Genomic DNA, 23,462 nt, shown 5'->3' with positions numbered 1-23,462 from the left:
TTACAACTCGACCTGTTGACTTCTTCTCACTGCTGCCCGGCGGCGGGCGGCCCGGATCAGGACAGTGATCAGCTCAGCGAGATCGGCCGCACCAGCCGGATCGTCGGCATAGCGGGTGACGGTCAGCGGGGCGACCAGATCGAGCCGGATGCCGGCCAACTCCAGTACGTAACAGGCCGCCAGCATCGCCGAACGCCCGTTGCCGTCCGCGAACGGATGGAAGAACGCGACGTCCAGATACGCGCGCGCCGCCCGCGCGGCCGGCGGCAGGCGGGTGTCCGCACTCTCCCACAGGCAGTCGGCGAGATCGTCCCGCAACGACGGCGCGTACCCGTACCGCTCTCGGCCGGCCGGCCCGCAGCTCAAGGCCCAGCTCGCTCGCGGAGCAGCCACCGGCGTGGCCCGCGCCGTCGTCACCTGGGTGCTCGACCGGATCGCCGAGGACTTCAGCTGATCAGCGCCCGGTACGACGAGCCCTCGGGCGTGTAGATCAGGTCGAATTCGCGTCCGATGCCAGTCGCGGTCAGGTGCAGGCGGGCAAGCGCCTCGGCGGCCGTCGGGTAGCTGAGTCCGAGGGTGGCGGCGACGGCGTCCCGGTCGGCCAGCAGCGCGGGCTCGTCCTCCAAGTACTCGGCTTCGGCCGCCTCGCTCTCCTCCGCCGTGCAGTTCGGGCAGTCGCGCCACCAGGGTGCGGCGAGCAGCAGGCGCAGCAATTCGGGCAGTCCGACGGCGAGGAGGGCGGCGCCGCCCTCGGAGTCGGCGAACAGGATCGGACGCCCCTCGCCGCCCTCGCCGCAGAAGAAGTACGTCCCGCCACCGCCGTCCCCGGCGAACGGCTCCAACGAAAGGCCGTTCGCCAGGTGGACCGGTTCCACGTGTTCGGTGCGGGGGAGGTCGAGTTCGCCCGGCCAGTTGAAGTAGTCGGCGACGGCGTCATGGTCACGGAGCATGGCGAGCAAAGACGTTGGCATGCCGGGCACTGTAGTGCGGACGGCCGACACAGGGACGCCTACGCCGAGCGCAGCCGATCCAGCTCGTTCCCGATCGCCTCGCGCAACGCATCGTGCTGCGGACCGAGTGCGTACTGCGCATCGGTCCACCTGTCGCGCGGATAGAGCCACACCGGCATCCGCACCAACTCGCTCGGTTCCCAGTCGAACCGCGGCCACACGTGCGCGTGCAGAAACCCGTCGGTGTTGCCCAGGATCTCCAGATTGACCCGCCGGAAGGCCGGATCCATCCGGGCGCATGCCCGCTCGACTGCTTCCCCGAGCTGATCCATCTCGGACAGGAAGGTCAGCCGCTTGCCCTTGGGCAGGTCCGACAGTCGTTCCACCAGGGGGTCGTCCACCAGGAGCACCGAGTAGCCCGGCAGGAACTGCACATCGCCGATCACCGCGAATCCCGCGCTCAAGTGCCGTACGACTGCGGGGTTTTCGCCCCGCAGCGCACTCCCGATCCGATCCGTCCGCCAGTCGTCAACCATGTGCCAGAACCTACCTGGCCGCAGTCACCTCCCAGCACGGCACCGCTACGCCAGCCAGGCCGTCACCTGGCTCACCGCCGCGTTCCCCCAGGCCAGTTCCATGTGGTTCAGCCCGCTGAGCAGCGCGGTGCCGCCGACCTTCGCGATGCCGGTGGTGTCCAGCGCGCTGGCGGTGAAGACCAGGCCGTCGCTCGGGCCGCGGCCCTCGTTCAGGATGCCGGGGATGTCGGCCGAGCCGCCGGCCAGCAGGTAGGTGGGAATACCGAGCGGAACGCCCGCCTGCTGGAGGGGCTTGATCAGGGAGCCGGCGTCGATCGCGGCCTGGATGCCCTGGCCGGAGGTGTAGAAGCCCTGGCCGCCGTAGTAGGTGGTCCACCAGTCCTGCATGGTGCTGTCGACACCGTAGGGGCCGTCCCAGCGGGCGAGCAGTTGGCGCTGGCCGGGGAAGCAGTCGTAGCCGCCGGTGGGGAGTACGCCGAGGCAGGGCTGCGAGGTGTAGGTGCCGTAGCAGGTCATGTACAGGTGGGGGGACGGGGCGTTGGCGGTGCCGCCGCAGGCGGGCCAGGTGGCCAGGGAGAAGGCCCAGCCGTGCGCGTAGGTGTAGTCGAGGCCGCCGTTGGGGCCGCCGAGGGTGACGAGCTTGCGGACGTCGCCGGCGTAGGCGCGTCCCCAACTCGGCTTCACGGACGAGACGTAGGAGCGCGCCGCGACCTCGCCCTTGCTCCACGCCACCACGTCGACCTGGGCCGCGCCGGTGCGGGCCTTGATGACGGCGATGGCGTCGCCGACGGCCTGGGCCTGCATCAGGTTGTCGCCCTGCTTGTGCGCGAATCCGATCGCGAACACCCGGTGGCCGGATGCGGCCAGCGCCTGCGCCATGCCGGTGCTGGGGCAGCTGGACGCCCCGCAGTTGCCGGTCTCGCCGGGGTTCGCCCAGGCCCGGTCGGCGTTGTCGTTGGCGCCGTGCACCAGGAGGACGGGCGTCCCGGCGGCGGTGTTCCAGCCCTGCGCGCTGTACAGCAGGAACCGGCCGGAGAACGGGCGCTTCACGCCGCCGAAGTACGTGACCCGCGTGCCGTCCTGGTCGCCACGCCCGTCGGACGGGTACTGCTCCTGCGTGAACCCGGAGGTGCCGTCCAGGTAGCGCTCGACCTGCGCCCAGCCGTTGCCCGGCGAGGCGAACACGGCTTCCTTGGTGAGGTAGGAGGGGACGGCGGTGGCCGCGGCGGCCTGGGTGGGGGTGAGGCCGAGCGCGAGCAGCGCGCCGGCCAACAGGGCGGTGAACACGGACCTGAGCGGGTGACGCACCTGGTCCTCCTTCAACTGATGGGTGGCCGCCGACCGTCGACCACGTGGGGGTGGGACGGTCGGCGGCCCGACTGTGGGTCAGGTCACATTAGGGGCGACGGTCGCGGCCACCCATGTGTCAGGACCACAAGGTGCGGAGCCGGGTGGTGTCGGCGCACCACAAGCCGGATGCCCCCGCACCGCGAATCGGTGTCGGTACTCCGCACGACGGCCGGGTTTCCCGGCCACGACCCGTTGGTGAAGTGTTCGCGACAAGGGTTACGGGGGCGGCTGACGTGGCGTCACACTGCGGGCATGCGAATGACTCTCCGCGCGTTGAAGATCCGGGCCGTCTCGGTCGCCGCCCTCGGCCTGCTGACCCTCGCCCCCACCGCCGTGGCCACCACCGAGGCGCACGCGGCCGTCAGCGGGAACATCTGCTACTCGGCGCTGCCCAGCCAGGGCCGTGACACCATCCGCCTGATCGACGCCGGCGGGCCGTTCCCGTACTCCCAGGACGGCGTCACCTTCCAGAACCGCGAGGGTGTGCTGCCCGCCCAGTCGCTCGGCTACTACCACGAGTACACGGTCATCACCCCGGGCAGCCCGACCCGTGGCACCCGACGCATCATCACCGGCAAGGTCTTCCACGAGGACTACTACACGGCCGACCACTACGTGACGTTCCGCCGCGTCGACTTCGCCTGCTGATCGGGCCCCCGGTTCCGAGTCGGGTCCGATAGGTTGGGGCGGGTACGGCCACACCGGTCGCACTGGCTGCACCGGCAACACCGGCCACGCCAGTTGCACCGGCCGCACCCGCCCACCGCACCGATCGCCGAAGGACCGCCCACACATGACCGCCGCTCTGCCGGGCTTCGCCGGCCGCACCTACCTTTTCGAGGTCGACAACGGCGCGGCCTTCCGCAACTCCTACTCCGCGGACGGCACCCGGCTGCGCTGGGAGGGCCTCGGCGAGTCCGCCGGCCAGTACGAGGACGTCGCGCTGCACGCCGCCGCAATCGCCCCGGGCATCTGGTTCGTCTCCTGGACCGAGCGCAGCGGCATCACGGTCAGCCACGTCATGGACCTCAACGCCCTCACCGTCAAGGTCTTCTGGACCTGGGAGGGCGAGACCGGCCGGGTCGGCGAACTCCACACCGGTACCCTCACCCCGGCCTGATCCGCGTCCCCCCGCCGGCTTCCCTCACGCCTTCAGGTGCGCGGACAGGAACTGGAATCCGGAGGGGAGCAGCTTGATCCAGGTGGCGAAGTTGTGGCCGCCCTCGGGGACGGACGCGACGCCGGTGGTCATCGGCGGCTTGGCAGCCGCGGTGAAGGCGTCGGCGTCCTTGCGGAAGTCGCCGTCGCCCTTCTCGGCGCCGCTGAGCATGATCGCGGTGGCGGGCATCGGCAGGTGCTGGAGGCGCCACAGCAGGTCGGCCTCGTCGCGGCGCTGCTGGCTGCCCTTGAACAGGTCGCCGGTGGTGACGTCCTCGGCGGCCTTCAGGTAGCCGGAGATGGAGACGCCGCCGGCGAACACCTCGGGGTGCCGCATGGCGACCTTCGCGGCGCAGTAACCGCCGGTGGAGTTGCCCATGATGCCCCAGGCGGCGGGGCCGGTGGAGGTCCGGTAGGTGGCGGAGATCGCGCGCGGGACGTCCTTGGCGAAGTAGGTCTCGGCCTGCGGCCCGCCGGGGACGTTCTCGCATTCGGGGTCGGCGGGCATCGCGGGCGAGGGCCGCATCAGGATCAGGACGGTGGGCTGCATCCGGCCGGCCCGCATCTCGTCGAGCGCGACGCCGGGGTAGTTGAAGCGGGTGATCAGTGCCTTGGCGTCGCCGGGGAAGCCGGTCATCGCGATGACGGCCGGGAACTTCTTCTGCTCGTTGCCGGGCTGGAAGTACTGCGGGGGCAGGTAGACGTATCCGTCGGTGCTCAGGCCGGTGCGCGCGCCGGGGATGCGCACGGAGCGGATCTCGCCGACCTTCTGCGGGTCGCGTCCGAGCGTGGTGTTGACGGGTTCCTTGCCGGTTTCCTGGGCGGGCAGCACGGGCAGGTTGGTGGGCTCGGGCTCCGCGCTCGGGCTGGAGCTGGGGGCGGCCGTGGCCCCGACGGGCGCGACGGGCGCGGCGGCGGCCTTCACGGACACCGGGCCGTCCTTGCCGGTGCCCAGCAGGTCGTTCCAACTGCTGTAGAACGAGAAGTAGTTGTTCACCAGCAGGCCGATCACGGCGAGCAGCGCGAGCTGGCTTCCGAACAGCATGCCGATCCGGCCGAGGACGGCACGCCAGTGGCGGTTCGCGACTGCGGGCCACCACCAGACGGTGGCGCCGAGCACCATCAGCGCGATCTCGATCGTGAACAGCAGCAGTGTGGTGCTGGTCAGCCCCATGGCCGTGATCCCCGTGTCTTCCCCTCGCCGCGCGCCCACGAGCCAGTGGCAGACGGACTCGGCGCGGCCGTGCCGAACGTGCCGGCTAAGTATGCACGCTGCACCGGGGACGCCGGCGGCCACCCGAACGGTTCCGTCCCACCGCCCGCGCACGATCGAGCGGGACGGCGGAACGGACGGGACGGCGGAACGGACGGGACGGCGGAACGGACGGGACGGGCGTGGCGAATGCGACGGGTGTGACGAGGGGAGCCGGCAGTTGACCGGCGTCAGGCGTGGGTGTCACTGTCAACCGCTTCCGCACCAAGGAGGACGCCGCCGCCCCGCTGCTCGCCGACGGCTCCCGCCAGTGGATCGAGCTGCTCGCCACCACCGCACCCCGGCACCCCGCTGCTGCCTGCCCTGGTGGAATCCGCCCGCGGCGCACTCGACCCCGCCCCCGGCCGCCCCGCCGAATCCCTCGCCTGGACCAGGGGCCTGCTCCGCGCCATGCCCGACGACCCTGCCCTCCGCGACGTCTGGCACCGCACCCAGCACGACGCCGAACCGCCCCGCGCCCCGTCCTGGCCGCCCCGCACCGACCTCTCCCCCGACAGCCTGGCCGCCCGCACCGACCTCTCCCCCGACAGCCTGGCCGCCCGCACCGACCTCTCCCCCGACAGCCTGGCCGCCCGCCTGCTGGCCGCCGCCGCCAACGCCGCGATGCGGGTCGCCGTCGAGGCCTGGGCCGCGGGCGACACCGACCCGTCCGGCGCCGCCGACCTCGCCGAAACCGCCTTCCGCCGCCTGGCGGGGCCACTCACCGACCCGAACTGACGCCCGGCCTGAGGCCCCGCCCGCACCCGTCCGCCCGGCCATCCGCCGGGCGGACTCCCACCCCTCAACTCCCCTACCAATAAGGCTTGTTCATACCGGATTCATGCCGGATTCATACCGGCACAACCGCCACCGGACACTGCGCGTGATGCAGGACGGCATGCACGGGCGTCGCCAGCCGCAGACCGAAGCGCGGCGCCGGCTGATGCCGCGAGAGCACCACCAGCGAGGCGGCGCGCGACTCCTCGACCACGGTCGCGGCGGTGTTGCCGGTCAGTTGCTGCGACTGCATCTCGACGGCCGGGAACTCCTCCCGCACCGGATTGCAGGTGCGCACCAGCAGTTGCTCGTGCAGCTGGTTCTCCTCCCCCAGCTCGTCCACCATCGGCGCCATCCGCCCGACGTCCGCGACCACCGGCGACCAGGTGTGCAAGGCCCGCACCACCGACCCCCGCCGGGCAGCCGTCTCGCACCCGAACCGCAACGCGGCCGCGTCCCGTTCGTCGTGCACGGCCACCAGCACCGGCCCGTCGGGATACTCCGCCCCGCGCACCACCACCACCGGACACGCCGCGTGCGCGGCCACCCGCAGACTGACCGACCCCAGCAGCAACGACGCGAACCCGCCGTGCCCACGCGTCCCCAACACCGCCAGACCGGCGTGCTCGGCGGCCGTCAGCACCGCCTCCGCCGCATCGCGCGGAACAACGTCACCGGTGATCCTCAACCCCGGGTGCGCGGCCTCCAGCCCCATCCGGACGGACTCCAGCAGCTCCTCCGCCTCGCGCAGGATCAGATCCGTGACGGTCGTCCCGGTACGCGGCGAGAGCGTGACGGTCCCCGTATTGACGGCATGCACCAGGTGAAGACTCTCCCCCCGCCGCTCGGCCTCCCGGGCCGCCCACTCGGCAGCCTCGTTCGAAGGCGCCGAACCGTCAACCCCGGCAATCACCCCACTGGGTCCCCTGATCTCCATCACACACTCCTCGGACCAGGCTCGCTCCTTCCAGCATGCGCCGCCCCGCACCACCGGCCAAGCAGGGACGGCGGGGGCCCCGGAAAACGCTTTCCCACTGGGGGCCCGGCCGTTGCATTCGGATGTACGGAAATCGTTTTCCGCCTTGGCCCCGCCACCGCTCAGGACTCCCGCAACGGCCTGCTTCCCAGCGCATCGGCGAGCGCATCGTCCTGGGCGCGGGTGAGCTTGAGCGCCCACAGCACCGCCGCCGACTCGTCCGCGCCCTGCCCGCTGTGGTGCCTGCCACCGCTCAGCGGGGACTCGGCGCCACCACGACGCCGCGCCGCGGGCCGCCGGTTCCGGAGAAGCTGGCCGGCCGCCTCCCGCACCGAGTCGTCGGGCGCTCCAACCGCCGTGAGCGCGGCACTCACCCGTGCCGGCGCCTCCGGCGGCAGCCCGTCCTCCGCGAGCAACGGCAGCAGGAGCAGCAGTCGGGCCTCGACGTCCTGCACACCGGGTGCGGCCGGGTCGGGAGTCTCGGCGATGTGCACGACGTCGCGCCAGGACAGTCCCGGACCGGACCAGTCGCCGTCGTAGCCGGCCAGCTCCTCCGCCCGCGGCCAATCCGGCTGGGTCAGCAAGTAGTCGACCCCGCGGTCACCGACGAGGTTCCGGTACACCACGACGGCACAGTGACCGCCCCCGAACGGAACCCTCAGCACCGGCCATGCCCGCTCGTCCATGAGCACTTCGGACACGGCGTCAGCGTCCGCACCGTCATCACCGAACCACTCCGGCACCGCCCGAACCTCGCCCGAGGCGCACCAGCCCATGTCCAGCAGGTGATTGGACCAGAACCCGGCACGCTCGAGCAGCCCCTCACCCGCGACAAGCGGCCCGGGGCCATATCCCTTGATCAACACGGATCACAGCCTCGCAGTCGCAGCTGACACCCCGCTCTGCTTGCCCGACGGGCGAGTTGACCCCTCATGGGACGATCGGCCGGTGACTCAACCCGTGAACCGCGACCGCTCCCTCGAGGAACTCGAACGCCATCGCTGGCCGATCCCGAACCACGAGACCCCACTGGTGGCGACCGCCCGCAAGCTTCGGCGCAAGCCCATCGGCGACCTGACGGTCGAGAACCTGCGGATGCTGATCGGGCAGAACCTCGGGCTTGCCCACCTCCTCCCACTGGCCTTGGAAGTCCTTCGGGCCGAACCGCTGGCCGAAGGCGACTACTATCCGGGCGATCTGCTCGCCGCCGTCCTCACCAGGGACGCGGGAGTCTGGACCGACTTCCCCGAGCTCGGCCAGGAACTCCGCACGGTCGTCTCGGAGTTGGCCGACGTACCGCCCGCCCTGAGGCGCAGTGTCGAGGGGTTCCACCTGGCGTGATGTCCGGGGGCTGACGCAGTTCGTGCTCCGCCGATCGGCTACCTTGCCAAACATGCGAGCAGTGGACTGGACCGAGGTACGGCACCGGACTGTCGAGCCGAACCGCAAGCCCGCCGAGATCTGAGCCTGAACTGCCCTGCCGCTCCTGCCCGTTCACCCTGCCGAACACCCATCATCCCGGCGGGACGAACGGAAGAGCGATCACGCCAGGCCGAGCTCCTCCCGAGCCCCCGCCACCCACCCCTGCACGCCGAACGCCTCGCTCTTCTCGGCGAGTTCGGCCGCCTCGGCGAGCAGCGCCGCCGCGTCCTCGCGCCGTTCCTGCTGGGAGGCGAGGAAGGCGAGGCCGATCAGGTTGGCGGCGACGCCGGGCAGGAAGCCGAGTTCGCGGCGCAGCCGGGTGGACTCCTCCAAGTGGGCGCGGGCGGAGTCGAGTTGGCCGGTCGTGTGGTCGGCGATGCCGAGGTGCCGCAGCACGTACGAGAGGGTCAGCCGGTCGCCGGCCCGGGCGGCCAGTTCCCTGGCCCGCCGGAGGGAGGGCAGCGCCGTCTCGTTGTCGTCCCGTACCACCTGGTGGAACGTGCCCACCCAGAACAGTGCTTCGCCCTCGCCGCGTTCGTCGCCGAGCCGGCTGTACAGCTCGGCGGCCCGTTCGAAGAGCCCCAACTCCCGGGGGTCTTCGAGGCGTTCGCCCAGGTAGCGGGCGTGGATGATCTTCCCTCGGGCCAGTGCGAGGTCTGCTTCGACCCCGTCCAGCCCGCGTTCGGCAGGTTCGAGAGCGCTGGTGTCGCCCTTGAACACGGCCCGCTCGTAGCGGAGTTCTGCTTCTTCGATCCGTCCGTCCACAGTCATTCGGCGATCGTAACGGGCGTCAACTCCCGTCTAATCAGCGCACCTTGAGCATGCGGCGGGCGTCCCGGAAGCCCGTACAGCCGACCCAACAGCTACCCCGGCTGCTCCAACCGTTCCAGCAGCACCGACACATGGCTGTGCGACGGCTCCTTGACCGCCGTCAGCAGCACCAGGTCGCCCTTCGCCGCCAGCTCCCGCAGATCGTCCAACTCGTCCTGTGCCTGCGGCGCGTCGAGCTCGGCCCGGTAGCGGCGGGCGAACTCCTGGTACTCGCCGTCGGGGCCGTGGAACCAGTGGCGCAGTTCGGTCGACGGTGCGACTTCCTTGGCCCAGCGGTCCAGGTGGGCGTCCTCCTTCTTCAGCCCGCGCGGCCACAGCCGGTCCACCAGGACCCGCACCCCGCCGTCCGGCGCCTCGTACACCCGTTCCACTCGCACGCTCATGCACCCACGGTAAGCACCTGCCGAACAGTGGGCGACACGGAGCACGCGGCAGGGCCCGCCCGGAGGGGGCGGGCCCTGCCACGTCAGACGGCGACCGGCTGTTGCGCGGGGGCGGCCGGCGCGTCGCCGTGCTCGATGCGCAGTTGCGGGAGCAGCCGGTCGAGCCAGCGCGGCAGCCACCAGTTGTGGCGGCCGAGCAGGGTCATGGTGGCGGGCACCAGCACCAGCCGGACCACGGTGGCGTCGATCAGGACGGCGACCGCCATGCCGACGCCGATCATCTTGACGGTGATGTCGGGGTCGATCGCGAAGCCGGTGAACACCGCGACCATGATGGCGGCCGCGCTGCTGATCACCCGCCCGGTGGCGGACAGGCCGCGCACCACGCTGCCCTTGGCGTCGCCGGTGGCCAGCCAGTCCTCGCGGACCCGGGAGAGCAGGAAGACCTCGTAGTCCATGGAGAGGCCGAACAGTACGGTGAACATCAGGATCGGCACCCAGCTGGACACCGGCACGGCGTGCGGCAGCCCGAGCAGCTCGGCGGTCGCATCGTTCTGGAACACCGCCGTCATGACGCCGTACGCGGCGGCCACCGACAGCAGGTTCATCGCGGCCGCCTTCACCGCGATCACCGGCGCCCGGAACAGCGCCGTGAGCAGTACCAGCGACAGCACGACCACGAACGGGACGACCACCCAGAGGCGGGCGGAGAGCCGGTCGGAGATGTCGGAGAAGCTGGCGACGACGCCCGTCACCTCGACGCCGGCGGGCAGTTCGTGGTCGCGCAGCCGCTTCACCAGTTTCGCGGTGGCCTCGTCCTGCGGGCCGGTCTTCGGCTGGACGGTGATCACGGCGGCGTTCCCGGCCCGGTTGAACTGGGCGGGCTGGACCTGCTCCAGCTCCGGCTCCCGCGCCAACTTGGCTTCCAACGAAGGGAGTTCACTCTTCGGCAGCCGGTCGAGGTCGACCGCGAGCAGCAGCGGGCCGTTGGCGCCGGGGCCGTACGCGTCGGCGATCAGGTCGTACGCCTTGCGGGTGGTGTTGCCGGCGGCCTGGCTGCCCGCGTCCTGCGGCCAGGTGCGCATGCCGAGCATCGGTGCGGCCAGGCCGAGCAGGACGGCCAGCGAGAGCACGGCGGCGGCGATCGGTCGGCGGCCGATCAGGCGCGCCCAGCGCTCGGTCCGGGTGGGACCTGCGGTCTTCACGGTGGAAGCACCGGCGGCTCGGCGCTCGGCGCGGCGCAGCAGGCGGGGGCCGGCCAGGGTGGCGAGGGCGGGGACCAGGGTGAGCGAGGCGAGCATGACGGCGCCGACGGTGGCGAAGGTCGCGTAGCCGAAGGACGCGTAGATGGACAGGCCGGCCAGCTTCAGGCCGAACAGCGAGACCAGGACGGTGCAGCCGGCCACCACCACGGACGAGCCGGCGGTGGCGTTGGCGGCGGTGGCGGCGGCCCGCGGGTCCAGGCCGTTGCGCAGTCCTTCGACGTGCCGGGAGACCAGTAGCAGGGCGTAGTCGATGCCGACGCCGAGGCCGACCATGGAGGCCACGGTGGGGGCGATGTTGCTGATGTCGGTGACGGCGGCCATCAGGGTGATCAGTCCGGTGCCGGCGGCGAGTCCGGCGAGGGCGACGAGCAGCGGCAGTCCGGCGGAGACCACGGTGCCGAGCGCGATCACCAGGATGATCAGGGCGGCGGTCATGCCGATCGCCTCGGCGGTGCCGTCGGGGGCGGAGAAGTGTTCGGGGACCTGTCCGCCGTACTCGACCTGGTAGCCGGCGTCGGTGGTGGGCCGGGCGGCGTCGTGCAGCGCGTCGAGTCCTTCGGAGCCCTTGAACGCCGTGACCTCGACGTCGTAACTGAGCGTCAGCAGCGCGGTGTCGCCGTTCCGGGAGGGTATCGGCGGGGTGACCGCGATCACGTGCGGTACGGCGGTCAGCCGGGTGCGCAGGGCGGTCAGGGTGTCTTCGGCAAGCGCTTTCCCGTTGCGGTCGTGGACCACCACGCGGGCGCCGGCGCCGGCGGTCTCCGGGAAGCGCTCGTTCAGCAGGTCCAGGCCGGCGGTGGAGCGGGTGCCCGGTACCCGATAGCTGTCGTGGGGTTCGCCGCCGAACGCCCGGGCCAGGCCGAAGATCGCGGCGATCAGCAGCAGCCAGGCGGCGACGGTGCGCCAGGGCCGGGCGGCAGCTGCCCCGCCGAGGCGGCCGAGGAGTGTGGACATGGTGCGGGTGCCTCCCGTAAGGCGTTCGGGTCAGTGACGAACACCAGTGTGGGAGTGCGGTCTTGGAGTGCACTTGGTAGGGACGTGGAAATCGTCCGGACGATCTTCCATGTGCCCGAAAAGCGTCATCAAGCCAACGCTCTGAGCCCTTCCCGCGCCTGGGCCTCCCAACTCGGGGACTCCCAGCGGCGGGCGACTTCGGCGGCGCGCCGGAAGTGCTCGGCGGCCTCGGCGGTGCGGCCGAGCCCGCGGGCGAGTTCGCCGAGCGAGAGGGCGACCGGGCGGGAGGCGATCGAGGTGGAGCTGGCGCCGGCCACCAGGTCGGCGAACGGCCTCAGCTCGTCGAGGAGTTCGGCCATCTCCCGGTGCTCGTCCAGGGCCATCGCGGCGTCCGCCCGCAGCACCAGGAACAGCGAGCGGAAGTAGTCGGCCTGCACGGTGCGGCGCTCGGCGCGGGCCGCGCGGGCCTCCTCGCGGGGGCGTCCGGCGGCGAGCAGGGCGAGCGCGGCGACGTCGGCGACCAGCGGGCCGTACTCCGCGCGGTGGTGGTCGATCAGCGGGAGCATCTCGGCGAGGCGGCCCTGCCGGTGGGCGATCACGATCCGCACCAGCGCGTCGAGCGCGTCGGCGTGCAGCGAACTGCGGGCCCGCAGGCTCGCCATGGCCCGGTCGTACAGGGCGGTGGCCTCCTCGACCCGGTCGGCGGCGAGTTCCAGCATGCCGCGCTGGCACAGCACCACGTCGGAGAGTTCCACCAGCCGGTAGCGCTGGGCGAGTTCCTCGCCGGCTGTCAGGTGGCGGCGCAGCGCGGGGAGGTCGCCGCGGACGGCGGCGGCGGTGGCGGCGAGGTGTTCGGCGTGCCAGCGGTAGGCGGGCAGGTCGTGTTCGACGGCGAGTGCGGTGATCTCCTCGGCGAGGTGGAGCCGGTCCACCGCGGCGAGTTCGTGGTCGCAGGCGCGGGCCTGGGCGGCGAGTGCGAGGCACAGCAGGCGCGGGTCGTTTTCGGCGCGGGCCAGCGCGACGGCGCGGGTGGCTGCGTCGACGGCCGCGGTCGAGCCGGTGCAGTCGAGTTCGTGGGTGAGCGCGTCGAGCAGCCGGCACTGGGTGGCGGGCGGCAGGTCGGTGCGGCGCAGCAGCCGGCCGAGGGTGTCGATGGCGTCCTGGTCGAGGGTGCCGTAGGGGTGGGTGACCCAGGGGGTGGGTTCGGTCCAGGCGGTCCAGGCGGCGATCAGCAGGTCTTCGCGGCCGGATTCGCGGGCGAGCCGCAGGGCGTGCGCTTTGGTCGCTCCGGCGTCGGTGACCTGTCCGGCCCGGACCTGGGCGCGCAGCAGTGCGCCGAGCAGGTCGATGCGGCGGGCGGCCCGGTCCTCGCCGGGCTGTTCGGCGGCGCGCTCCAGGTTGTCGACGGCCTGCCGGAGCAGGGTGACGGCGCTGCGGTGGGCGTAGCGGCGTTCGGCGGCCTCGGCGGCGCGGACGCAGTGTTCGACGGCGAGTTCGGCGGTGGCGGTGGTCGCGGCCTGGGTGAAGTGGTGGGCGAGGGCGGCGAGTTCGCCGGGGCGCAGCTCGCGCAGGGCGTGTCCGATCCGGCCGTGCAGGCGGGCCCGGCGCAGGCCGCCGAGGTCCGCGTACAGGGTGTCGCGGACCAGCAGGTGGGCGAACCGGACGGTACCGGGCCGGGGTTCGAGCAGCAGTCCGCCCGCGACGGCCGCTTCGACGGCCTCGGTGGCGGTGTCCTCGTCCTGTTCGCCGGCCCGGACCAGCAGGTCGACGTCGCTCTCCCGTCCGGCGACGGCGGCCAGCCGCAGCAGGTCGACGGCGGGTGCGGGCAGCCGTTCGAAGCGTCGCCGCAGGACGTCCCGGACGCCCTGCGGCACCTGCTTCAGTGCGGTCGATTCGTCCTCGAGGGCGAGCAGTTGGGCGCTCTCGGTGAGGTAGAACGGGTTGCCGCCGGTGCGTTCGGCCAGCGCGTGGACGGTTTCGGGGCGGACGGGGGCGGCGCAGACCGCTTCGATCAGCCGTCCGGCGTCAACCTCGGCGAGGCCGCCGAGTGGCACCCGGGTGGGTGAGCGCCGGGCCAACCGGGCGAGTACGTCGGCGAGTTCGCCCTCGCCGGGGCGCAGCGCGGCGACCACCAGCAGGCCGCCGTCGGGGGCGCCGGGGGCGTGGTGAGCGGCGAGTTCGCCGAGCAGTTCGCGGGTTTCGGGGTCGGCGGCGTGCAGGTCGTCGAGCAGGACGGCGAGCGGGGCGCGGCGGGCGGCGGCGTGCAGGCGGGCGACGACGGCGCGGTGCAGGCGGAACCGGCCGGACAGCGCGTCCTGACGGGCGGTGGGTTCCGGATCGGCGAGCAGCGGGGCGAGTTCGGGGTCGGCGGCTGGGTCCGGTTCCTGTGCGGTGAGTTCGCGCAGTACTTCGGTCCAGGCCCAGGCGGCCGGGGCGCCGGCGCTCTCCGGGCAGCGGCCGGTGACCACCCGCCAGCCGTGTCCGGTGAGTTCCTCCGTCAGCCGGCCCAGCAGGGTGGACTTTCCGGCTCCGGCCTCGCCGCTGACCAGCGCGAAGCCGGCCCCGCCGCGCGCGGCCTCGGCGGCCCGCCGGAGCGCGGCCAGCTCCTCCAGGCGTCCGACGAACACCCCGCCGGGGCGACTCGCGGCAGTGCGCTCCGGTGCAGTGCGCTCCGGAGCGGCGGGCAGCGCGATCTCGGCCGGTCCGGCGGGCAGCGCGAGGTGGTCCAACTGCTGGCGCAGGATGGCGGTTTCGAGCTCGGTGAGGGCCGGGCCGGGGTCGAGTCCGAGTTCGGTGGCGAGGTGGGTGCGGGCGCGGCGGACGGCGGTGAGGGCCTCGGCCTGGCGGCCGGCGTGCCAGAGGGCGAGGGCGAGCAGGCGCCAGCCCTCCTCGCGCAGCGGGTGCTCCTCGACCAGTGCGGTGGCGTCCTGCACGGCCAGCGCGAGGCGGCCCTCGCCCAGTGCCCGTGCGGTCGCGGACTCCCGGGCGCCGGTGCGGAGTTCTTCCAGCCGGGCGGTCTCGGTGGCGGCCCACGGCCGGTCCGCGAACTCCCCGTACGCGGTGCCCTGCCACAGTTCCAGTGCCCGCCGCGGCTCTCCGGCCGCCACCAGCGTCTCGAACTCGGCGGCGTCGGTGTGCACTTCGCGCACCGCGTAGCCGCGTTCCGCACTGACCAGCAGTCGCGGCTCCTGCCGGGGGCCGCGCGCGGGTTCCAGCAGGCGGCGCAGGTTGGAGACGTACGTCTGGAGCGAGACGGCGGCCTTGGCGGGCGGGGCACCGTCCCACAGGTCGTCGATCAGCCGGTCGGCGGAGACGGGCGCGCCGCGGGCGGCCAGCAGGCGGGCGAGCACGGCGCGCTGGCGCGGGCCGCCCAACCGGATTGCGTCCCCCGCCACTTGCGCCGTGAGTGCCCCGAGCACAGTGATCCGCACCATCGTGCGCCGAGCCTATGCGATGGCTGTCCGGAACCGTCCACCACCTGCGCTCCAAGCGCGGCCGCCCGCGGTCTCCAAGTCGGCTCCAAGCCCCGGCGGCGCCCGCAACACCCCATCCCACCAGCGGATTTACCCCTGCCGTCAGCGGCCGGGCTGTGCCGCGGGGAGGGGGGAGGTGTGGACGACTTGTGCCACTGCATGATCCGTCCACCCTCAAGCCCTTCCCTGCGTCCCCGGCGGGGGGCCAAAGTAGTGCTCGTCGGCAGGGGAGCAGGAAAGACCAAACCCGGATCCGACACAGCGAATTCCCCGCACAATTCACCGGGGAATTCACTCACCACACACTGCACTTCGCACAGAGAAGAGATTTCCGTGAACGCCACCCGTGTCGCTCGTACCGCTTTCGTCGGCCTGCTTTCCGCCGGTATCGCCGTGCTGATCGGAATCTCTTCCGCGCCGTCCTCGCACGCCGCCCCGGCCACCCTCGCCACCGGCGCCTCGGTCTCCACGCCGAACGAGAACCACGGCGGCCCGGACTGGGACGTGACCTGGGGCCAGAAGTAATCCCGTCAGCAGTAACCCGGTCGGAGCTCATCGACCAGCGGCGACCTGCTCACCGGAGGCACACCACACCTCCCCGGCAGCCGGTCGCCCACACCCCGAAAGTCGCTCACACCCCGGAGGCGAGGCGGACGGCGGACAGCGGAACGAAGCCGCCGCTGCCGCCTCCGGTGTCGCCCTCGCCGAGGCGGCGCATCATCGCGACGGCGATCCGCTGGGCCTGGGCCTTGGCGCGTTCCGTGACGGGGCCGGCGTGGCGGCCGTCCAGGGTGGCGCGCCAGAGCTGGACCCATCGGCCGAAATGTTCGGCATCGAGCGGACTTGTCGCGTGCAGCGCGGCATGCGGCGCGAGCGCATTGCCCCGGTAGGAGGCGGTGCGCAGCAGTGCGCTCTCCCAGAAATCGGTGATCCGCGGCAAATGCGTTTCGAGGTCCAGGCGGGCGATCTCGGTGAATATCGGGCCGAGCAGCGGGTCGGCGAACGCGGCACCGTAGAAGCGGCGCAGGGCGGACTCCAGGTCGGCCCGGGTGGCGATGTCCGGCAGCGTCACGGCTTCCTCCTCATGCTGGTCGCGTCCCTCCTGATGCTGGTCAGGCCCGCTCAGGGTACGTCGGGGCCGGTCCCGACGCGAGGGCCGTTGGTCCCCATCACCGCGCTCACCTGGCAGGATGCCGGTATGACCTATCTCGCCGCGGACGACCGCTACGCCTCGATGACTTTCCGCCGCGCCGGGCGCAGCGGCGTGCAGCTGCCCGCCGTCTCGCTCGGTCTGTGGCACAACTTCGGTGACTCCCAGCCCCTGGAGGTGCAGCGTGCGGTGCTGCGCCGGGCGTTCGACCGGGGCGTGACGCACTTCGACCTGGCGAACAACTACGGCCCGCCGTACGGCAGTGCGGAGCGCAATTTCGGTTACCTGTTCGCGCAGGACTTCCGCCCGTACCGGGACGAGATGTTCATCGCGTCGAAGGCGGGCTGGGACATGTGGCCGGGCCCGTACGGCGACGGCGGCTCGCGCAAGTACCTGCTGGCGAGCCTGGACCAGTCGCTGGAGCGGATGGGCCTGGACTACGTCGACGTCTTCTACTCGCACCGCTGGGACCCGACGACTCCGCTGGAGGAGACGATGGGGGCGCTGGACACGGCGGTCCGCTCGGGCCGGGCGCTGTACGCGGCGATCTCCAACTACCCGGCGGAGCAGCACCGCGAGGCGGTGGCGATCCTGCGCGAGCTGGGTACGCCGTGCCTGCTGAACCAGGCCAGCTACTCGATGCTGAACCGCGAGCCGGAGCAGGGGCTGCTGGACGCGGTCGGCGAGACGCAGACGGCGCTGATCGCGTACTCGCCGCTGGCGCAGGGTCTGCTGACCGACCGCTACCTGAGCGGCGAGGTGCCGGCGGGTTCGCGGATGTCGGTGGGGCACTTCCTGAAGCACGAGGCGCTGACGGAGGGGAAGTTGGCGCAGCTGCGGGCGCTGGCGAAGGTCGCGGAGGGCCGCGGTCAGAGCCTGGCGCAGCTGGCGCTGTCCTGGGTGCTGCGGGACGAGCGGGTGGTGTCGGTGATCGTCGGCGCGTCGAGCGTGCGGCAGCTGGACCAGAACCTGGACGCGCTGGCGGCCGGCCCGCTGACCGCCACGGAGCTGGCGGAGATCGACCGGCTGATCGGCTGAGGCCTGACGGTGGGCGGCCGGGGAGAGTCGGCCGCCCACCCGTGCAGTGTCAGTGCAGCTGCGGCAGCACGGTCTCGGCGACCCGGTAGGCCTCCTCCAGCAGCGGGTTGCCGGACAGGATGAACGTGTCGACGCCCAACTCCTGGTATTCCCGGAGCCGTTCAACGACCTGCTCGGTGGAGCCGACCACGGCGGTGCCGGGCCCCGGCCGGAACAGGCTCATCCCGGGCCACAGGTTGGGATGGGCCTCCAGCTCGCGGGCGCGGGCGGGCACCCGGCCGCCGTGCTGGCGGAACTGCCGCTGCCAGCCGACGCCGTCCTCGCCCTGCGTGCCGCCGAGTTGGCGGGCGTAGGTGGCCTGGCTGGTGACGTCGAGCAGGCGGTCGGCGGCGGCCCAGGCCTGTTCCTCGGTGTCGCGGACGATCAGGTGCAGCCGCAGGCCGAGCCGCAGGGTGCGGCCGTGCGCCGCGGCGCGTTCGCGGACCAGGTCGAGCTTCTCCCTGAGCACGTGCGGCGGTTCGCCCCAGGTGAGGTACACGTCGACGTGTTCGGCGGCGACCTCGATGCCGGCCGGGGAGGATCCGCCGAACCAGAGCGGTATGTGGCCCTCGCGCAGCGGCGGCAGGTCGCGCAGCGAGGCACCGGCGTTCTTCAGCTGGTAGAACTCGCCTTCGTGGTCGAAAACTTCGCCGCTGGTGAGGCGCTTGACCAGGCTCCAGTACTCGGCGGACAGCCGGTAGCGGTCGTCGTGCTCGACGTGCAGCCCGTACTCGCGCAGCTGGTTGGTGGAGCCGTTGACCACGTTGAAGCGCAGCCGGCCGGCGCCGTGCAGGTGCTCGAAGGACAGCGCCATCTTGGCGAGCAGGGTGGGCGAGATCAGCCCGGGGTGAACAGCAAGTAGGGGCTGGAAGCCGGGGCCGGTGGCGGCGGCGAGCGCGGAGCCGAGCGCCCACACGTCGTACTGGTCGGTGGCGAGCAACGCGCCGGTGTAGCCGAGTCGTTCGACGGTGGCGGCGAGGTGCTGGAGGTAGCCGAGGTCGACCGGCCGGCGGCCCTCGGGCTCCCACGGGTAGTGGCCCTCGCGGGGGATCAGGTACCACAGGACTTCGGTGGCCATGGCGGTCAGTTCCCCTTCGTGGCGCCGGAGTTCGTGGCGCGGGAGTTCGCGGCGCGGGAGTTCGCGGCGCGGGCGATGGCGTCGGCGACCGGCTGCTCCAGGGCGGGCAGGTGGATGTCGGCGACGGTGACGGGCCGGTCGATGAAGCCGACCCGGTGGAAGATGTCGGCGGCTTCCTGCTGCTCGGCGACGAACTCGGCGGTGGCGGGCTCCAGTTGCCAGGGCAGCGCGCTCAGCGCGGTGTGCCAGTCGGCGGTCTCACCGCCCTGGTCGGCGGCGGCGATCGCGGCCGCCTCCTCGGGGTGGGCGGCGGCCCAGTGGTCGGCGCGCTGAAGGGCGGTGACGATCGCGGCGACCACTTCGGGCCGCTGGACGGCGAGTTCACGGCGGGCGAAGAACACCGAGCGGTCGGTGATCACGTCCGTGGTGCGGATCAGTTCGCGGAACCCGCCGGTGCGGCGGGCGGCGGCGAGTTCCGCGCCCTGCGCGATCCAGCCGGCGATGGCGCCGCTGCGCAGCCGCTCGGCCTCGTCACCCGCCGGGCGTTCGGCGGTGAGGTCGTCGCGGTACGAAAGCCCGTGCTGGTGCAGGGCCTTGGCGAGCAGGTGGGTCTGCCAGGAGCCGACGGCGAGCACCACGGTGGTGCCCTTCAGGTCGGCGACCGAGGCGATCGGGCCGTCGGCGGCGACCAGCAGCGCCCCGTGGTCGGGCCGGGGCGCGGACACCGCCGTGTACACGATGTCGTGCCCGGCGGCCTGCGCGGTGATCGGCGGGGTGGATCCCGTCCCGCCGAAGTCGATGGTGCCGTCCGCCAGGTAGCCGCCGGTCTTCGTGCCGTCGGCGTAGTGGTGGAACTCGGCGGTCTCACCGAGCGGTGCCAACTCCTGCTGGAGGTAGTCGAGTCGGGCCAGGTGGTAGAGGGACGGGTTGGAGCGGTGCACACCGACGGTGACGGTCATGGATGAGAGCTCTTTCTCTGTGGCTGACGAGACGTCAGTCGGACTTGTGGGCTTCTGCCTTGGCTTCCTGGTGCACGCCGAGGTCGGCGAGCAGGTCGCGGCGCAGCGTCGCGAAGGCGGGGTCGGCGGGGTCGCGGGGGCGTTCGACGGCGACCGTCTCGTCCCGCACGAGTGCGCCGTCGCGCAGCACGGCCACCCGGTCGGCGAGGCGGATCGCCTCGTCCACGTCGTGGGTGACCAGCAGCACGGCGGGGCGGTGTCGGCGGCACAGGTCGCCGACCAGGTCCTGCATGCGCAGCCGGGTGAGTGCGTCCAGGGCGGCGAACGGCTCGTCCAGCAGCAGCAGTTGGGGTTCGCGCACGAGGGCCCGGGCGAGCGCGGCGCGCTGCGCCTCGCCGCCGGACAGGGTGCTGGGCCAGGCGTCGGCGTGGCCGGTGAGGCCGACTTCGGCGAGTGCCCGCTGCCCGGTCTCCCGGGTGTCGGTGCCGCGCGGCAGGCCGATGGTGACGTTGCCGAGGACGCGCTTGGAAGGAATCAGCCGCGGTTCCTGGAAGACCACCGTCCGCGCGGGCGGCACCAGGACGGTGCCCTCGTCGGCCCGGTCGAGTGCGCCGAGGATCCGCAGCAGCGTGGTCTTTCCGGTGCCGGACGCGCCGAGCAGGGCGAGGAATTCGCCGCGGGCGATGTCCAGGTCGATGCCGTCCAGGACGGCCCGGGTGCCGAACACCCGTCGCAGGCCCCGGACATGAACAGCCGGAGTGGTCATCGCCCGGCACCCGCCCGCCCGTTGACCGGACGCCACGGCATCAGCACCCGCTCGAGGACGCGCACGGCGCCGTCGGCGGCCAGGCCCAGCAGGCCGTAGATCAGGATGCACACGGCGAGCACGTCGGTGCGCGAGAAGTTCTGCGCCTGCGCCATCAAGTAGCCTATTCCCTCAGTGGAGTTGATCTCCTCGGCGGCGATCAGCGCGATCACGCTGAGCGTCATCGACAGCCGCAGTCCGGACAGCAGCGCGGGCAGCGCACCGGGCAGAACGACCTCGCGGACAATCGCCCAGCGCGACAGTCCGAAGCTGCGCATCGCCTCGACGAGTTTGCGGTCGGTGTTGCGCACGCCGCCGGAGGTGGAGACGTACATCGGGAAGGAGGTGGCGACGCCGATCAGCGCGACCTTCGCGGTCTCGGTGATGCCGAACCACACCATGAACAGGGGCACCAGCGCCAGGAACGGGACGGTGCGCAGCACTTGGACGGCGGAGTCGAGCAACTCCTCGCCGAGCCGGAAGAATCCGGTGACCACGCCGAGCACCAGCCCGGTGCCCGCCCCGAACAGCAGGCCGAGCGCGGCCCTGGTCAGCGAGGTGGACAGCGCGGCGGTCAGCTGCCCGTTGCCCCACAACTCGCCCACCGCCTGGACGACTTGACCGGGCGAGGCGAGCACGTCAGGGGTGAGCACGCCGGTCGCGGAGGAGACCTGCCAGGCGCCCAGCAACGCGAGCGGGCCGAGGGTGCGCAGGGCGAGCGAGACGCCGCGCGGGCGGTCGGCGGTGGTCCGGGCGCGCGGGGCTTCCAGCCCGGCGGCCCGCGCCTGCTCGGCGGTGACGGCGGCGGCGGTCACTTCGCCGCTCCGGAAGCTTCTCCGGAAGCCACGCCGGAAGCCGCGCCGGAAGCCGCTCCGCCAAGGGAGTTGATGTCGATCAGGTAGGGCTTGACGTCCACCTTCGACTTGGTGACGCCCTGGTCGGCGTAGAACGCGGCGACCACACCGAACCGGGCGATGTCCGCCTCGGTGATCGGCGAGTCCACGGCGCGCTGCTTGCCGAACTCGACGGCGACCTGCTGCTCGGCCGGGCTGACGGCGGTCGGGCCCGCGTCGGTGAACACGTTCAGGTAGGCGGCGGGGTCGGCCTTCTCCTTCGCGCCGTTCTCGTGCAGGTAGCCGTAGAACGCCTTCAGCACCTCGGGGTGCTGCTCGGCGAAGCCCGAACGGGCCGCCCACACCGCATAGTTGTCACTGCCGACGGCCTTGCCGTCCACCAGGAAGTGCGCACCCGTGTTGGCGATCGCCGGGATGGAGAACGTCCCCCAGGTCGCCCAGGCGTCCACCTGGCCGGAGTTGAAGACGCCGGAGGTCTGGTCGGCGCGCAGGTAGACCCGCTGCACCTGGTCGGCCGGGATGTTGTTCTTCTCCAACGCCTTCAGCAGCAGGTACTCGGAGGTGCCGCCCTGGGAGACCGCGACCTTCTTGCCGATCAGGTCCTTGACCTCCTTGATCGGCGAGCCGTTCTTCACCAGGATGCCTTCGCCGGCCTGGTCGGGCTCGAGCTGCGCGAACAGCTTGAAGCCGGGCTTCTGGGCGAGCGCCGTGATCGCGGAGGTGATCGAGCCCTGGGCGACGTCCAGTTGGTCCGCGTTCAGCGCCTGCGCGGCCGGCGCGAACGGCCCGGCACTGCCCGTCCACACCACCCTGGCGTGCACGGCCTCCAGCGCCCGGTCCAGCGACCCGTCCTTCTTCCCCTTCGCCAGGAACCCGGAGTTCCCGGGGTCGGGCACCCGGAGCACCACCTCGCCGCCCTTGCCGCCGGCGCTCCTGCCCGCCTCCGACCCGGACGAGCCGCAGGCGGTCAGGGCGAGGGCGGCAGCTGCGGTGACGGCGACGGCGACGGGGGTGCGCGAAATGGTGCTGCGCATGGGTCTCTCCTCTTGGATCACAGGTGAGTCGGGGAAGGTCGGACTTCGGCGAACGAGGGCTTCAGGAACGGGCTTCGGGCTTCGGGCTTCAGGAGCGGGCGTCTGTGGCGAGCAGGGCGCGGGCGGCGGCCAGCGGGGCGGGGTCGGCCCAGGCGTGGACGTCCACCCGGTCGGCGAGGAAGCCGTGGGCGTGCAGGAACCGCTCCTGCTGGGCGAGCAGGTCGAGGCGCTCGGCGGACAGGTCCAGGTGCAGCGTGCGGTGTCCGCCCCCGGCGTAAGCCCCGGCGACGCCCTCCGGGCCCGCGCCGGTCTCCGCCCCGAGGATGCGCGCCACCTCGTCCGGCTGCCCGGCCGCCCAGTCGGCGGCGCGCAGCAGGACGGCGACGAACCGGGCCACCAACTCGGGGTGCTCGTCCAGGAGTTGCTGGTGCACGGTGATCGGCCGCGGGGTGCCGTTGTTGACCCGGTTGCGGCGGTCGGCGAAGGCGTCCAGCTCCACGGCGGGCACCGCGCCGTACCGGCGGGCGGCTTCCACGGCGAGCGCGCCCTTCACGTACACCGCGTCCACCCGGCCGTCCCGCAGCGCCGCCAGCTCGGCCGCCCACTGCTCACCGCCGGGCTCCGCCGCCACCTCCGTCAACTCGACGTCTTCCCAGCCGAGTTGCGCCGACGTCAGGGCGCCGTGGTGGCCGGCCAGGGCCATCGCCCGCCAGAAGTCGATGCCGATCGAGTGCCGGGGCACCGCGAGCCGGGCGCCCCGCAGCTGCTCGGCCGAGCGAATCCCACCGCTCTCCCGAACCAGGATCGCCTGACGCTCCTCGATCCAGGTGAGGCCGATCAGCCGGGTCCGCTCACCACGCGAACGGGCCCACAGCGCAGGCACGTTGCCACCCTCGCGGAACAGCGCGGTCAGCGCGTGCGTGTAGTGGTGGTCGGCGGCGACCTCGGGCGGCGCGTCCTGCAGGGAACGCACCTCGATGCCGTCGGCCGCGAACTCCTCGGCCAGCCAGCCGCGGTCGGCGGCGATGCCGGTGGCGGTGGGCACCGGGCAGCGGGTGAACCACAGGGTGTCTGGGTACGGGGGCGTGCCGGAAACGGCGGGTACGGGGCTCATGGCGGGGCTCCGGAAATCTAAGAGAACGCACAGGCATCCCACACAGTGGGAACAGCACGACGGG

24 protein-coding genes are annotated in these 23,462 nt (G+C 72.4%); 6 read left to right on the top strand and 18 right to left on the bottom strand.

Annotated features, from left to right (window positions below; translation table 11 throughout):
• From ACIHEI_RS12360 to ACIHEI_RS12345, 4 genes are all read right to left on the bottom strand, one after another.
• A complete protein-coding gene (locus ACIHEI_RS12360; RefSeq protein ID WP_396606567.1) occupies positions 1-318 on the bottom strand; it encodes a Fic family protein in 318 nt (105 codons plus the stop codon).
• A gap of 128 nt (positions 319-446) precedes the next feature.
• Positions 447-971, bottom strand: a complete 525-nt coding sequence (locus ACIHEI_RS12355) for a hypothetical protein (RefSeq protein WP_392944443.1) — start codon at positions 969-971, stop codon at positions 447-449.
• A 38-nt stretch (positions 972-1,009) separates the two neighbouring features.
• Complete coding sequence (locus ACIHEI_RS12350; RefSeq protein WP_396606566.1) at positions 1,010-1,486, bottom strand: diadenosine tetraphosphate hydrolase; 477 nt, start codon at positions 1,484-1,486, stop codon at positions 1,010-1,012.
• Positions 1,487-1,531: 45 nt separating this feature from the next.
• Positions 1,532-2,794 carry an esterase/lipase family protein gene (locus tag ACIHEI_RS12345; protein ID WP_396606565.1) on the bottom strand — a complete coding sequence of 421 codons (1,263 nt, stop codon included), beginning with the start codon at positions 2,792-2,794 and terminating at the stop codon, positions 1,532-1,534.
• Between the two features lie 294 nt (positions 2,795-3,088).
• On the opposite strand from ACIHEI_RS12345, the gene ACIHEI_RS12340 reads away from it, so the two are divergent.
• Positions 3,089-3,484 (top strand): ribonuclease domain-containing protein, encoded by a 396-nt coding sequence (locus tag ACIHEI_RS12340; RefSeq protein ID WP_387634683.1) that lies wholly within the window; start codon positions 3,089-3,091, stop codon positions 3,482-3,484.
• Positions 3,485-3,629: 145 nt separating this feature from the next.
• Positions 3,630-3,956 (top strand): MoaF-related domain-containing protein, encoded by a 327-nt coding sequence (locus tag ACIHEI_RS12335; protein WP_387634685.1) that lies wholly within the window; start codon positions 3,630-3,632, stop codon positions 3,954-3,956.
• Positions 3,957-3,980: 24 nt separating this feature from the next.
• Here ACIHEI_RS12335 and ACIHEI_RS12330 read toward each other — a convergent pair whose 3' ends face one another.
• Positions 3,981-5,168 (bottom strand): alpha/beta hydrolase, encoded by a 1,188-nt coding sequence (locus tag ACIHEI_RS12330; protein ID WP_387859664.1) that lies wholly within the window; start codon positions 5,166-5,168, stop codon positions 3,981-3,983.
• A gap of 405 nt (positions 5,169-5,573) precedes the next feature.
• Between ACIHEI_RS12330 and ACIHEI_RS12325 the strand changes: the two genes are divergently transcribed.
• A complete protein-coding gene (locus ACIHEI_RS12325; RefSeq protein ID WP_396606564.1) occupies positions 5,574-5,984 on the top strand; it encodes a hypothetical protein in 411 nt (136 codons plus the stop codon).
• A 112-nt stretch (positions 5,985-6,096) separates the two neighbouring features.
• Here the strand turns inward: ACIHEI_RS12325 and ACIHEI_RS12320 are convergent, their stop codons facing one another.
• Positions 6,097-6,960: a universal stress protein gene (locus ACIHEI_RS12320; RefSeq protein ID WP_396606563.1), complete on the bottom strand. Its 864-nt coding sequence runs from the start codon at positions 6,958-6,960 to the stop codon at positions 6,097-6,099.
• A 161-nt stretch (positions 6,961-7,121) separates the two neighbouring features.
• Positions 7,122-7,700 (bottom strand): hypothetical protein, encoded by a 579-nt coding sequence (locus tag ACIHEI_RS12315; RefSeq protein WP_396606562.1) that lies wholly within the window; start codon positions 7,698-7,700, stop codon positions 7,122-7,124.
• A gap of 247 nt (positions 7,701-7,947) precedes the next feature.
• Between ACIHEI_RS12315 and ACIHEI_RS12310 the strand changes: the two genes are divergently transcribed.
• Positions 7,948-8,340, top strand: a complete 393-nt coding sequence (locus tag ACIHEI_RS12310; RefSeq protein ID WP_396606561.1) for a contact-dependent growth inhibition system immunity protein — start codon at positions 7,948-7,950, stop codon at positions 8,338-8,340.
• A gap of 201 nt (positions 8,341-8,541) precedes the next feature.
• Here ACIHEI_RS12310 and ACIHEI_RS12305 read toward each other — a convergent pair whose 3' ends face one another.
• The 4 genes from ACIHEI_RS12305 to ACIHEI_RS12290 form a co-directional block, all read right to left on the bottom strand.
• Positions 8,542-9,192 (bottom strand): tetratricopeptide repeat protein, encoded by a 651-nt coding sequence (locus ACIHEI_RS12305; protein WP_396606560.1) that lies wholly within the window; start codon positions 9,190-9,192, stop codon positions 8,542-8,544.
• A gap of 92 nt (positions 9,193-9,284) precedes the next feature.
• Positions 9,285-9,635: a DUF488 domain-containing protein gene (locus ACIHEI_RS12300; RefSeq protein ID WP_396606559.1), complete on the bottom strand. Its 351-nt coding sequence runs from the start codon at positions 9,633-9,635 to the stop codon at positions 9,285-9,287.
• Positions 9,636-9,718: 83 nt separating this feature from the next.
• Positions 9,719-11,854 (bottom strand): MMPL family transporter, encoded by a 2,136-nt coding sequence (locus tag ACIHEI_RS12295; protein WP_396606558.1) that lies wholly within the window; start codon positions 11,852-11,854, stop codon positions 9,719-9,721.
• A 128-nt stretch (positions 11,855-11,982) separates the two neighbouring features.
• Positions 11,983-15,288, bottom strand: coding sequence for a BTAD domain-containing putative transcriptional regulator (locus ACIHEI_RS12290; protein WP_396606557.1), 3,306 nt, complete (start codon positions 15,286-15,288; stop codon positions 11,983-11,985).
• Between the two features lie 372 nt (positions 15,289-15,660).
• Between ACIHEI_RS12290 and ACIHEI_RS12285 the strand changes: the two genes are divergently transcribed.
• A complete protein-coding gene (locus tag ACIHEI_RS12285; RefSeq protein ID WP_387859649.1) occupies positions 15,661-15,852 on the top strand; it encodes a hypothetical protein in 192 nt (63 codons plus the stop codon).
• A 106-nt stretch (positions 15,853-15,958) separates the two neighbouring features.
• Here ACIHEI_RS12285 and ACIHEI_RS12280 read toward each other — a convergent pair whose 3' ends face one another.
• Positions 15,959-16,399, bottom strand: coding sequence for a group III truncated hemoglobin (locus tag ACIHEI_RS12280; protein WP_396606556.1), 441 nt, complete (start codon positions 16,397-16,399; stop codon positions 15,959-15,961).
• A 126-nt stretch (positions 16,400-16,525) separates the two neighbouring features.
• Between ACIHEI_RS12280 and ACIHEI_RS12275 the strand changes: the two genes are divergently transcribed.
• The gene (locus ACIHEI_RS12275; protein WP_396606555.1) at positions 16,526-17,515 is read left to right on the top strand and encodes an aldo/keto reductase; all 990 of its coding nucleotides are present in this window, start codon (positions 16,526-16,528) and stop codon (positions 17,513-17,515) included.
• 49 nt (positions 17,516-17,564) lie between these two features.
• On the opposite strand, the gene ACIHEI_RS12270 is transcribed toward ACIHEI_RS12275, so the two are convergent.
• The 6 genes from ACIHEI_RS12270 to ACIHEI_RS12245 all read right to left on the bottom strand — a co-directional run bounded on the left by ACIHEI_RS12270 (position 17,565) and on the right by ACIHEI_RS12245 (position 23,398).
• On the bottom strand, positions 17,565-18,632 hold the full coding sequence (locus tag ACIHEI_RS12270; protein ID WP_396606554.1) for an LLM class flavin-dependent oxidoreductase: 1,068 nt from the start codon (positions 18,630-18,632) through the stop codon (positions 17,565-17,567).
• Between the two features lie 5 nt (positions 18,633-18,637).
• Positions 18,638-19,591, bottom strand: coding sequence for an ABC transporter substrate-binding protein (locus ACIHEI_RS12265; protein ID WP_396606553.1), 954 nt, complete (start codon positions 19,589-19,591; stop codon positions 18,638-18,640).
• A 34-nt stretch (positions 19,592-19,625) separates the two neighbouring features.
• Positions 19,626-20,357, bottom strand: coding sequence for an ABC transporter ATP-binding protein (locus ACIHEI_RS12260; protein ID WP_396606552.1), 732 nt, complete (start codon positions 20,355-20,357; stop codon positions 19,626-19,628).
• Complete coding sequence (locus tag ACIHEI_RS12255; RefSeq protein WP_396606551.1) at positions 20,354-21,211, bottom strand: ABC transporter permease; 858 nt, start codon at positions 21,209-21,211, stop codon at positions 20,354-20,356. The genes ACIHEI_RS12260 and ACIHEI_RS12255 overlap by 4 nt, the downstream gene beginning before the upstream one ends.
• Entirely contained in the window at positions 21,208-22,284 is a 1,077-nt protein-coding gene (locus tag ACIHEI_RS12250; RefSeq protein WP_396606550.1) for an ABC transporter substrate-binding protein, read from the bottom strand. The genes ACIHEI_RS12255 and ACIHEI_RS12250 overlap by 4 nt, the downstream gene beginning before the upstream one ends.
• A gap of 88 nt (positions 22,285-22,372) precedes the next feature.
• Complete coding sequence (locus tag ACIHEI_RS12245; protein ID WP_396606549.1) at positions 22,373-23,398, bottom strand: ABC transporter substrate-binding protein; 1,026 nt, start codon at positions 23,396-23,398, stop codon at positions 22,373-22,375.
• Positions 23,399-23,462: the final 64 nt, after the last annotated feature.

The sequence above is a fragment of the Kitasatospora sp. NPDC051984 genome (assembly GCF_044593455.1).
In the GTDB taxonomy this organism is placed as follows: domain Bacteria; phylum Actinomycetota; class Actinomycetes; order Streptomycetales; family Streptomycetaceae; genus Kitasatospora.
Note: the sequence above shows the minus strand (reverse complement) of the source record. Positions and strands in the feature narration are given on the sequence as shown.

What these genes read in the sequence shown, in the direction of transcription:
- ACIHEI_RS12300 (WP_396606559.1), bottom strand. Translation starts at nt 9,635, where the DNA reads ATGAGCGTGCGAGTGGAACGGGTGTACGAGGCGCCGGACGGCGGGGTG.
- ACIHEI_RS12330 (WP_387859664.1), bottom strand. Translation starts at nt 5,168, where the DNA reads ATGGGGCTGACCAGCACCACACTGCTGCTGTTCACGATCGAGATCGCG.
- ACIHEI_RS12355 (WP_392944443.1), bottom strand. Translation starts at nt 971, where the DNA reads ATGCCAACGTCTTTGCTCGCCATGCTCCGTGACCATGACGCCGTCGCC.
- ACIHEI_RS12290 (WP_396606557.1), bottom strand. Translation starts at nt 15,288, where the DNA reads ATGGTGCGGATCACTGTGCTCGGGGCACTCACGGCGCAAGTGGCGGGG.
- ACIHEI_RS12265 (WP_396606553.1), bottom strand. Translation starts at nt 19,591, where the DNA reads ATGACCGTCACCGTCGGTGTGCACCGCTCCAACCCGTCCCTCTACCAC.
- ACIHEI_RS12335 (WP_387634685.1), top strand. Translation starts at nt 3,630, where the DNA reads ATGACCGCCGCTCTGCCGGGCTTCGCCGGCCGCACCTACCTTTTCGAG.
- ACIHEI_RS12250 (WP_396606550.1), bottom strand. Translation starts at nt 22,284, where the DNA reads ATGCGCAGCACCATTTCGCGCACCCCCGTCGCCGTCGCCGTCACCGCA.
- ACIHEI_RS12340 (WP_387634683.1), top strand. Translation starts at nt 3,089, where the DNA reads ATGCGAATGACTCTCCGCGCGTTGAAGATCCGGGCCGTCTCGGTCGCC.
- ACIHEI_RS12245 (WP_396606549.1), bottom strand. Translation starts at nt 23,398, where the DNA reads ATGAGCCCCGTACCCGCCGTTTCCGGCACGCCCCCGTACCCAGACACC.
- ACIHEI_RS12295 (WP_396606558.1), bottom strand. Translation starts at nt 11,854, where the DNA reads ATGTCCACACTCCTCGGCCGCCTCGGCGGGGCAGCTGCCGCCCGGCCC.
- ACIHEI_RS12320 (WP_396606563.1), bottom strand. Translation starts at nt 6,960, where the DNA reads ATGGAGATCAGGGGACCCAGTGGGGTGATTGCCGGGGTTGACGGTTCG.
- ACIHEI_RS12260 (WP_396606552.1), bottom strand. Translation starts at nt 20,357, where the DNA reads ATGACCACTCCGGCTGTTCATGTCCGGGGCCTGCGACGGGTGTTCGGC.
- ACIHEI_RS12350 (WP_396606566.1), bottom strand. Translation starts at nt 1,486, where the DNA reads ATGGTTGACGACTGGCGGACGGATCGGATCGGGAGTGCGCTGCGGGGC.
- ACIHEI_RS12305 (WP_396606560.1), bottom strand. Translation starts at nt 9,192, where the DNA reads ATGACTGTGGACGGACGGATCGAAGAAGCAGAACTCCGCTACGAGCGG.
- ACIHEI_RS12275 (WP_396606555.1), top strand. Translation starts at nt 16,526, where the DNA reads ATGACCTATCTCGCCGCGGACGACCGCTACGCCTCGATGACTTTCCGC.
- ACIHEI_RS12270 (WP_396606554.1), bottom strand. Translation starts at nt 18,632, where the DNA reads ATGGCCACCGAAGTCCTGTGGTACCTGATCCCCCGCGAGGGCCACTAC.